This is a genomic window from Carnobacterium sp. (assembly GCF_032094055.1).
Lineage (GTDB): Bacteria > Bacillota > Bacilli > Lactobacillales > Carnobacteriaceae > Carnobacterium_A.
In genome coordinates this window covers 1,618-11,089 of record NZ_DAMDAK010000063.1, presented here as the reverse complement: position 1 = coordinate 11,089, position 9,472 = coordinate 1,618, and the positions used below count along the sequence as shown (strand labels likewise).

General features: G+C 38.4%; 12 protein-coding genes. All 12 read left to right on the top strand.

Translation table 11 applies throughout. From position 1 onward, the window contains the following. Positions 1-301, top strand: a 301-nt coding sequence (locus tag RT405_RS09730; protein ID WP_313469369.1) for a substrate-binding domain-containing protein, incomplete at its 5' end; no start/stop codon positions are given. 193 nt (positions 302-494) lie between these two features. Further along, on the top strand, positions 495-1,331 hold the full coding sequence (gene pstC / locus RT405_RS09725; RefSeq protein ID WP_313469380.1) for a phosphate ABC transporter permease subunit PstC: 837 nt from the start codon (positions 495-497) through the stop codon (positions 1,329-1,331). Next, positions 1,328-2,146, top strand: coding sequence for a phosphate ABC transporter permease PstA (gene pstA, locus RT405_RS09720; protein ID WP_313469367.1), 819 nt, complete (start codon positions 1,328-1,330; stop codon positions 2,144-2,146). The genes pstC (RT405_RS09725) and pstA (RT405_RS09720) overlap by 4 nt, the downstream gene beginning before the upstream one ends. Then, positions 2,143-2,895, top strand: a complete 753-nt coding sequence (gene pstB, locus RT405_RS09715; RefSeq protein ID WP_313469365.1) for a phosphate ABC transporter ATP-binding protein PstB — start codon at positions 2,143-2,145, stop codon at positions 2,893-2,895. Before pstA (RT405_RS09720) ends, pstB (RT405_RS09715) begins: the two co-directional genes overlap by 4 nt. Positions 2,896-2,924: 29 nt before the next feature. After that, the gene (gene phoU / locus RT405_RS09710; protein ID WP_313469363.1) at positions 2,925-3,596 is read left to right on the top strand and encodes a phosphate signaling complex protein PhoU; all 672 of its coding nucleotides are present in this window, start codon (positions 2,925-2,927) and stop codon (positions 3,594-3,596) included. A gap of 271 nt (positions 3,597-3,867) precedes the next feature. Continuing rightward, the gene (locus tag RT405_RS09705) at positions 3,868-4,731 is read left to right on the top strand and encodes a phosphate ABC transporter substrate-binding protein PstS family protein (RefSeq protein WP_313469361.1); all 864 of its coding nucleotides are present in this window, start codon (positions 3,868-3,870) and stop codon (positions 4,729-4,731) included. 116 nt (positions 4,732-4,847) lie between these two features. Further along, entirely contained in the window at positions 4,848-5,768 is a 921-nt protein-coding gene (gene pstC / locus RT405_RS09700; protein ID WP_313469359.1) for a phosphate ABC transporter permease subunit PstC, read from the top strand. Position 5,769: 1 nt separating this feature from the next. Next, positions 5,770-6,654 carry a phosphate ABC transporter permease PstA gene (pstA, locus tag RT405_RS09695; protein ID WP_313469357.1) on the top strand — a complete coding sequence of 295 codons (885 nt, stop codon included), beginning with the start codon at positions 5,770-5,772 and terminating at the stop codon, positions 6,652-6,654. 39 nt (positions 6,655-6,693) lie between these two features. Beyond that, the gene (pstB, locus tag RT405_RS09690; protein ID WP_396163655.1) at positions 6,694-7,500 is read left to right on the top strand and encodes a phosphate ABC transporter ATP-binding protein PstB; all 807 of its coding nucleotides are present in this window, start codon (positions 6,694-6,696) and stop codon (positions 7,498-7,500) included. A gap of 11 nt (positions 7,501-7,511) precedes the next feature. Further along, entirely contained in the window at positions 7,512-8,276 is a 765-nt protein-coding gene (gene pstB / locus RT405_RS09685) for a phosphate ABC transporter ATP-binding protein PstB (RefSeq protein WP_313469355.1), read from the top strand. Between the two features lie 47 nt (positions 8,277-8,323). Further along, complete coding sequence (phoU, locus tag RT405_RS09680; RefSeq protein WP_313469353.1) at positions 8,324-9,013, top strand: phosphate signaling complex protein PhoU; 690 nt, start codon at positions 8,324-8,326, stop codon at positions 9,011-9,013. A gap of 255 nt (positions 9,014-9,268) precedes the next feature. Next, the coding region (locus tag RT405_RS09675) for a metalloregulator ArsR/SmtB family transcription factor (RefSeq protein WP_313469352.1) at positions 9,269-9,472 on the top strand (204 nt) is incomplete at its 3' end.

Sequence of the window (9,472 nt, the reverse complement as noted above, 5' to 3'; positions counted from 1 at the left end):
ACCAGTTATGGAAGTTTTAGCTGAAGAATACCAAGCTTTGAATCCAGATGTTACAATCGATATTACTTCGAATGGTTCTTCTGCTGGGATTGCAGCAGCTGTGGATGGGACAGCAGACATTGGGATGGCTTCTCGTGAATTAAAGGAAGAAGAACAAGCCGAACTAAAGTCAGAAGTTCTTGCAATGGATGGAATTGCCGTTATTGTGAATCAGGAAAATACAGTTGATGACCTAACGATGGAGCATGTAAAAAAGATCTTTACAGGAGAAGTGACTACTTGGGAAGAAACAGCAAAATAAGCTGTTTTTAATCCAAAGCGAGAGTATGAAGCAGAGAAATTCAAACAGACTAGGATATACTGGTCTGTTTTTATTCCCGATTAAAAAGAGTCTTACTCATTTGGATGAGTTGGAGAATACTAAATAGATTTGAGTGATTGTATTGAAGAATAAGCAAGCAAATGGAATAAAAGTAAAAAAACTGGATTTTTTTATGCAGGGTGTCTTCCTGTTTTCAGCTTTGATATCTGTGCTGGCAATCGTCTTGATAGGTGTATTCGTATTTGGTGGAGGGCTGCCCTTTATTGCAAAATATGGATTAGGTAATTTTTTGCTGGGAGAAAAATGGACGCCATCAAATACTCCTGCAGCTTTTGGGATATTGCCTATGATTGTAGGGTCTGTTTCCGTTACGCTAGGGGCAGTATTGATCGGTGTACCAATCGGAGTACTAACCGCTGTCTTTATGGCTAAGTTCTGCCCGCCCAAATTATATAAATTGTTAAAACCTGCAGTCAACTTGATGGCTGCGATTCCCTCTATTGTGTACGGCTTCTTTGCGCTGCAATTAATCGTACCGTTGATGCGAGAACTTTTTGGCGGGACTGGGATGAACATGCTGACAGTTATGCTGTTATTAGGCGTGATGATCTTGCCGACCATTATTGGAATGTCAGAGTCGGCCATTCGTGCCGTTCCAGAAAGCTACTACAGCGGCAGTCTTGCTTTAGGAGCAACTCATGAACGCTCAGTGATGAAAGTCATCTTGCCAGCAGCAAAATCGGGTATTTTATCTTCGATTGTTTTAGGAGTCGGACGCGCCATCGGTGAAACGATGGCCGTTGTTTTGGTAGCTGGAAACCAACCGCGGATTCCTGAAGCATTGACCCAAGGAGTTCGGACACTCACAACGAACATTGTCTTAGAAATGTCTTATGCTGCTGGTCAGCACCGAGAAGCACTTATTGCAACAGCTGTGGTGTTATTTGGTTTCATTCTACTGATTAATGGAATCTTTATGCTGATTAAACGAAAGGAGACCGTCAAATGAGTAGTAAAGTAATGAAAAGTTTTATTTATCTTGCTGCCGTACTGACATTCGGTTCATTGTTTTTCATTATCGGTTTTATTTTAATCAAAGGATTACCGCATTTGACGCCGTCTCTTTTTTCTTGGAAATACACAACCAATAATGTTTCTTTATTGCCAGCTTTGCTGACAACGTTTATGGTTGTTGGATTAACCTTATTGATAGCTACACCGATCGGAGTATTTACAGGCTTTTATTTGATCGAATATGCTAAAAAAAGCAATAAAGTAGTGGGGTTGATTCGAATGGCAACAGATACCTTGGCGGCAATCCCATCGATTGTGTACGGCTTATTCGGAATGCTATTTTTTGTCACATTTTTGCAATTTCAGTATTCCCTTCTAGCTGGTGTATTAACAGCTGTGATGATGATTTTGCCGTTGATTATTCGCTCAACTGAGGAAGCGCTGCTTTCCGTTAGTGACTCGTTACGACAAGCTAGTTTTGGCTTAGGAGCAGGCAAATTAAGAACAATCTTTAAAGTAGTGTTACCTGTTGCAATGCCAGGTATTTTATCGGGTGTCATTTTAGCTAGCGGACGAGTAGTCGGAGAAACAGCGGCTTTGATGTACACCATGGGAACTTCGACTAATTTACCGGACAGTCTGTTTTCTTCTGGGAGAACACTAGCGTTACATATGTATGTATTATCCAGTGAAGGGCAACACGTCAATGAATCCTACGCTACGGGAGTTATTTTGATCCTAATTGTTTTGATTATCAATGGCGTTTCAACTTACCTTAGCAGCCGATTAACAAAGGAGACAATAAAATGAGTAAAGTGACAATCAAAGAGATGGATTTATTTTATGGAGAATTTCAAGCGCTCCATCAGATCGATTTAACGATTTTGAAAAATGAAATCACGGCTTTTATAGGGCCATCGGGATGCGGGAAATCCACATTGATCAAAAGTTTAAATCGAATGAATGATCTGATTGAAGGATGTACGATCAATGGAGAAATAAAAATGGATAATGAGGATATCTATGCAAAAGAATGCAATGTTAATCATTTGCGCAAAAGGGTAGGAATGGTTTTTCAACAACCCAATCCTTTTCCAATGAGTATTTATGATAATATAGCTTATGGACCCAGAACACATGGCATTAAAAACAAACAAAAGTTAGACGAATTGGTTGAAAAAAGTTTGCGCGAAGCGGCTATTTGGGAAGAAGTCAAAAATAATTTGAAAAAAAGTGCCTTATCTTTATCAGGAGGGCAACAACAGCGGCTTTGCATCGCTCGTGCATTAGCGGTCGAACCAGAAGTGTTATTGCTAGATGAGCCAACAAGTGCGTTAGATCCTATTTCCACAGCAAAGATTGAAGAACTGGTAACTGTATTAAAAAAAGATTATACTCTTGTTATGGTAACGCATAACATGCAGCAAGCTTCACGAATTTCAGATAAAACAGCTTTCTTTTTAAATGGACGCATAATTGAATTTGGCGAAACCAGAAAAATGTTTACTCGTCCTCAAAAAAAAGAAACAGAAGATTATATTTCGGGGCGCTTTGGTTAAAGGCAATTATCTATTAAGGAGAGGATCAAATGAGACAAACTTTTGAAGAAGAACTGACCTCATTGCATCACCATTTTTCGGAAATGGGAATGATGGTCAATGAAGCGATTTATAAATCTGTTAAATCATTTATTAATCATGATAAAGAACTGGCACAAGAAGTGATTGATCATGATCACCAAATCAATGAATTAGAACTGACTTTGGAAAAGAAATGCTTTGAGTTGATTGCGTTACAGCAACCAGTCACCAGTGATTTACGCAGGATCGTAACAGTTATGAAAGCTTGTGCTGATTTGGAACGCATGGGAGATCACGCAGTCAGCATTGCAAGGTCTACGATTCGTGTAAAAGGTACAAAGCGGATCCCTCAGATTGAAGTGAAAATTGCGGAACTTTCCGAAAAAGTGAAAGTGATCGTTAGAGCGGCGTTAGAAGCTTACCTCAAAAAAGATGTGGAGCAAGCTCGAAAAACTGCTGATAGTGATGATGCTATTAATGCATTGTCTAAAGAAATTTTTGAACAATGCATTGAAGAAATGAAAGCAGACCCGGAACTAGTTATATGCGGTACGGATTATCTTTTAGTTTCAAGATACTTAGAACGGATCGGCGATTATGTAACGAATATTTGCGAATGGGTTATTTACCTTGAAACTGGAAAAATCACAGAATTGAATTCGAATCATACATTTAACTAAACCCAGTTTGTTACTTGAGCGAGCAGCTCATCTCAAGTAACAAACTGGGTTTTATTATGAGAAAATGACGAGAAGGAACCATGCCCTTTTTTCTAATACAAAGAGTTGGTAAGATAGCTTTATCTTTGCGCTTTAAAGGCAAAAGCGCTAAGATAAAAGTAAAAACTATACTTTGTTTACACAAAATTTACAATTTAACGAGTAAACTTTTACAAAAATAAGTTATGATGAGAGAGTATGTGTTTTATGTAAATACCGAGGAGGTAAAATCGTGAAATTTAAAAAAATTAATATAATGGTAGTAGCGGCGTTAGGTATTTTTTTAACAGCTTGTGGACCAGTAGAAGGAGAAGAATCAATCACAGCTGTTGGTTCTTCAGCATTGCAGCCGCTTGTTGAAGCTGCCGGAGAACAATTTGGAGCTGAGAATTTTGGTAAATTTATAAATGTTCAAGGTGGAGGAAGCGGAACAGGATTGGGACAAATTGCTGCCAATGCCGTAGAAATTGGCAATTCAGATATTTTTGCAGAAGAAAAAAGCGGAATCGATGCTTCAAAATTAGTTGACCACCGAGTAGCGGTAGTCGGCATTACGCCGATTGTTACACCTGGGACAGGAGTAACAGATATTAGTTTGGAAGATTTAGGGAAAATTTTTACGGGAGAAATTACGAATTGGAAAGAATTGGGCGGTAAAGACTTGCCCATTACTGTCTTGAATCGTTCTTCAGGAAGTGGAACACGTTCAACTTTTGACCGTTGGGTTCTGCCGGAAGGTAAAAAAAGTATCGTTACCCAAGAACAAGAATCTAGCGGAACAGTACGGCAAATTGTGGCAAGTACGCCTGGAACCATCAGTTATGTTGCATTTTCTTATGTAGACGATACTGTGGAAACTTTGTCTATCAATGGAATAGAGCCAACGGACGAAAACGTTAAAACAAATGAATGGATCATCTGGTCTTATGAACATATGTATACAAATGGTGAACCCACTGGTTTGACAAAAGATTTTTTGACTTACATTATGTCTGAGGAAGTTCAAAGTACCTTGATAGAAGCTCTTGGATATATCCCAGCTAATACGATGCAAGTAGAACGAGATGCAGCAGGAAACACGACTGAAGTTCCTTAAACGAAAAAAGGAAAAACGAACCTGACTGATAAAGAGTAAAAGTGAAGAAGGCAGCTGTTTCATTAACTCGGCGTCTTCTTGTAAGGAAGAGAGAAAGAATAAGAGGAGGGCTTCTTTTGGAAGACATTCAAAAAAAACTAGCAGAACATTCCGGTAAAGGCAGACTTGAAAAAATAGGAAAAACAGTTAGTTTTTTGTGTATTGCATTTATTGTGTTTGTTGTATTGTCTATCTTATATTTTGTAGCAAGCAAAGGAATTTCCACATTTACTAAAGACGGTGTTTCATTGAGCCGTTTTCTAACCGGTTCAGTCTGGAATCCGGGAAACGTTGGTGAAGACGGTCAGCCATTAACAGGCGCATTGCCGATGATTGCCGGTTCATTTATTGTTACCTTATTATCTGCGGTGGTAGCCACTCCCTTTGCCGTTGGCGCTGCTATTTTTATGACTGAAATTTCACCCACAGTTGGGAAAAAGGTCTTGCAGCCAGTTATCGAGCTGTTAGTTGGAATTCCTTCTGTTGTTTATGGCTTCATTGGGTTATCCGTTGTGGTTCCTTTTATGCGGAATACTTTTGGCGGCAGCGGATTTGGTATGTTATCTGCTACAGTCGTATTATTTGTGATGATTTTGCCGACCGTTACCAGTATGTCAGTGGATACATTAAAATCAGTGCCCCGTCATTACCGGGAAGCTTCTTTGGCTTTAGGTGCAACAAGGTGGCAAACGATTTATAAAGTAGTGCTAAGAAGCGCAACTCCTGGCTTGCTGACAGCCGTTGTTTTTGGAATGGCTCGTGCTTTTGGCGAAGCTTTAGCTGTCCAAATGGTAATTGGGAATGCTGCTATATTGCCAACTAATTTAATTACACCTGCTTCAACGCTGACTAGTATTCTTACGATGAATATGGGGAATACGGTAATGGGCACACTTGAAAATGATGTCCTTTGGTCTTTAGCTTTGATTCTGTTGGTGATGGCTCTCTTCTTTAATATTTTAACACGCTGGATCGGAAAGAAAGGAGCCATGAATTAAGATGAATGCAAAAAAAGTAGATAAAATAGCAGTTGGATTTTTATATGTTATTTCTGGAATCATTGTCTTGATTTTGTTCAGCTTATTAGCTTTTATTCTTTGGCGCGGAGTTCCTCAAATTTCTTGGGAATTTCTAACGACACCTTCAAAATCATTTCAGCGGGGCGGCGGAATTGTTATTCAATTGTACAATTCATTTTACTTGCTGATATTAACAATGTTGATTAGTACCCCTTTGTCTTTAGGGGCAGCCATTTACCTGTCAGAATATGCTAGAAAAAACTTTCTGACTGATTTTATCCGAACCATCATTGAAGTTTTAAGTTCTCTTCCTTCCGTTGTTGTGGGGTTATTTGGTTTTTTAGTGTTTGTTTTACAATGGGGATTAGGCTTTTCGATTCTTTCTGGAGCGATGGCACTAACCTTGTTCAACTTGCCTCTTTTGACGAGAACAATTGAAGATTCACTTAGAACTATACCGTTGACTCAGCGGGAAGCAGGATTGGCATTGGGATTGTCACGCTGGGAAACGGTGACGCGTGTCATTTTGCCTGCTGCTTTACCCGGTATTTTAACAGGAATGATTTTAGCTGCAGGCCGGATCTTCGGTGAAGCAGCTGCGTTGATTTACACAGCAGGACAAAGTGCACCTGCATTAGACTTTACAAATTGGAACCCGATATCGATCTCAAGTCCATTAAATGTTATGCGTCCAGCTGAAACTTTAGCTGTTCATATTTGGAAGATCAACAGTGAAGGTGTAATGCCGGATGGAGTGCAAGTCTCAGCAGGTGCTTCGGCTGTGCTGATCATTGCCGTATTGCTATTTAACTTGGGTGCTCGTTATTTAGGGAAGAAATTGCAGAAAAAAGCTACAGCGGGATAAAGATACCAGATTGTTTAAATCACTCAGGGAGGAAAAATAATGCCAGAACAAACAAACCTTGAAACAAATATTCTTAAAATGAAACCTACTGCATCAGTTGATTTGTCTACGAAAGATTTACATGTTTGGTATGGACAAAATGAAGCCATTAAAGGCGTATCATTAGAATTCGAAGAAAATAAGATCACTTCATTAATTGGTCCAAGCGGCTGCGGAAAATCAACTTATTTACGTTCGTTAAATCGGATGAACGACGAAATCCAAATTGCCAAAGTGACAGGTGAAATTATGTATAAAGGCAAAAATATCAATTCTGTGGAAACAGATGTATATGAAATGCGTAAAAATATTGGAATGGTTTTTCAACGGCCCAACCCTTTCAGCAAATCGATTTATGATAATATTAGTTTTGCATTGAAGCGTCATGGTATCAAAGACAAAGTAACCTTAGATGAAGCTGTGGAAACAAGTTTAAAACAAGCTGCTTTATGGGAACAAGTGAAAGATGATTTGCATAAAAGTGCTTTAGCGTTATCTGGTGGACAACAACAACGCCTATGTATTGCACGGGCGATCGCTTTAAAACCGGATATTTTATTATTAGATGAACCGGCAAGTGCATTAGATCCGATTTCTACGAGTCAAGTAGAAGAAACATTGTTGCAATTACGTGAAAATTATTCGATTATCATTGTGACGCATAATATGCAGCAAGCCTCTCGTATCAGTGACTACACAGCATTCTTTTATACGGGAAATGTAATTGAATACGATGAAACAAGAAAAGTCTTTACGCGGCCAAAAATACAATCAACTGAAGACTATGTTTCAGGTCACTTTGGTTAGGAGGAAGTAACGTGAATAAAGAAAATCATATTATCGAGTCTAAGGACGTTCATTTGTATTATGGAAAAAAAGAAGCTTTAAAAGGTATTTCATTAGACTTTTCACCGCATGAAATCACGGCTTTGATTGGACCCAGCGGATGCGGAAAGTCTACCTATTTAAGAACATTGAATCGCATGAATGATTTAATTCCAGATGTTACCATCACAGGTAATGTGACGTTTGAACAAAAAGATATTTACAGTCCTAAAATGGATACAGTGGAATTAAGAAAAAAAATCGGAATGGTTTTTCAACAACCGAACCCTTTTCCATTTTCAGTTTTTGAAAATGTGGCTTACGGTTTACGGATCGCCGGTATGAAAGATAAGAAGAAAATAGAAGAAATTGTAGAAACAAGTTTGAAGAAGGCAGCTGTCTGGGATGACGTGAAAGATAAATTACACAAAAGTGCCTTAGCGCTTTCTGGCGGACAACAACAACGGGTCTGTATTGCCAGAGTTTTAGCTGTCGAACCAGCAATCATTTTACTGGATGAACCGACTAGTGCGTTAGATCCGGTTTCTAGTGGAAAAATTGAACGAATGTTGTTGGACTTGAAAGACGATTATACGATGATTATCGTTACACACAATATGCAACAGGCTTCCCGGATTTCTGATAATACTGCTTTTTTCTTAAACGGCAATTTAATTGAACACGGCGAAACTCGCCAAATCTTTACCAATCCTCGTAAAAAAGAAACGGAAGATTATATTTCTGGACGTTTTGGGTAATTCATAGGTATAATAAGCTGTAAGATGGCAAATAGGAGTGGTAGCAAATGAGACGTGTATTCGAAGAAGAATTGAATGATCTACACATTCGCTTTTTTCAAATGGGAAAAGGAGTGAATGAAGCAGTCTATAAATCAGTTAAAGCTTTTGTGAATCATGATAAAGAATTGGCTAAAGAAGTTATCATAGGAGATAGTGTCATCAATAAGTACGAAGTAGACTTAGAAAATAGATGTTTTGAATTGATTGCTTTGCAACAACCTGTGACAACTGACTTGCGTAAAATAGTGACGATTATGAAAGCAAGCGCTGATTTAGAAAGAATGGGAGATCACGCAGTCAGTATTGCTAAGTCGACCATCCGAGTAAAAGGAAACAAGCGAGACTATGAGATCGAAGCTCAAATTGCAGAGATGTCGGAAAAAGTCAAAGTAATGGTTCAAGATGTCCTGGATGCATATGTAGTTTCAGATGCAGACAAAGCTGAAAAAGTAGCTTTAAGCGATGTAGCAGTTGATGACGATTTTAGAAAAATCTATCAAGCATGTATTAGACAGATGAAAGCTGATCCGGAAATTGTTTTAGGTGCTTCCGACTATATGTTGGTAGCTGGATTTATTGAACGTATTGGCGATTATGTGACCAACATTTGTGAATGGATCATTTACTTAGACACAGGGAAAATGACTGAATTAAATACGAACAATAAAAATGACCGCCTGTTTAAAGGCCAGTAATGATAATAGAGAAGCTGCTTGCAAATTCAACGCATTCGAATTTGCAAGCAGCTTCTTTATTTCTTATCTTTTTGGATCAACTCTTTTTGGTTTGGATCAGCTTTTCATATAAAATAGAATACTTTGAAAAATCTAATTTCTCACTGCTTTTTAAGGTGTGGCAATTACCAGACATTACTTTAAAAAGAAATTATGGTAAAATAATCATATGAATAAACACGCATATGTTGAGTCGTGTTAGTGAGGAGTAAGCGGATGGATCAACAAGAATCTTTATTACTAGATGACAGAACTATTCAAGAAGTCAGTAAACTATTTAAAATTATTAGCGATCCCACACGAATAGCGATTTTATATTTATTAGAAAACCAAGAATTAAACGTGGGGACCATCGCAACCGTTATGAAGATGGAGCAGTCGGCTGTTTCCCATCAATTAAAAGTATTGAAAACAGCTCGC

Excerpts from the sequence above, each read along its gene's own strand:
- pstA (WP_313469367.1), top strand. The coding sequence starts at position 1,328 with ATGAGTAGTAAAGTAATGAAAAGTTTTATTTATCTTGCTGCCGTACTG.
- pstB (WP_313469365.1), top strand. The coding sequence starts at position 2,143 with ATGAGTAAAGTGACAATCAAAGAGATGGATTTATTTTATGGAGAATTT.
- pstC (WP_313469380.1), top strand. The coding sequence starts at position 495 with ATGCAGGGTGTCTTCCTGTTTTCAGCTTTGATATCTGTGCTGGCAATC.
- phoU (WP_313469363.1), top strand. The coding sequence starts at position 2,925 with ATGAGACAAACTTTTGAAGAAGAACTGACCTCATTGCATCACCATTTT.
- phoU (WP_313469353.1), top strand. The coding sequence starts at position 8,324 with ATGAGACGTGTATTCGAAGAAGAATTGAATGATCTACACATTCGCTTT.
- pstA (WP_313469357.1), top strand. The coding sequence starts at position 5,770 with ATGAATGCAAAAAAAGTAGATAAAATAGCAGTTGGATTTTTATATGTT.
- pstB (WP_396163655.1), top strand. The coding sequence starts at position 6,694 with ATGCCAGAACAAACAAACCTTGAAACAAATATTCTTAAAATGAAACCT.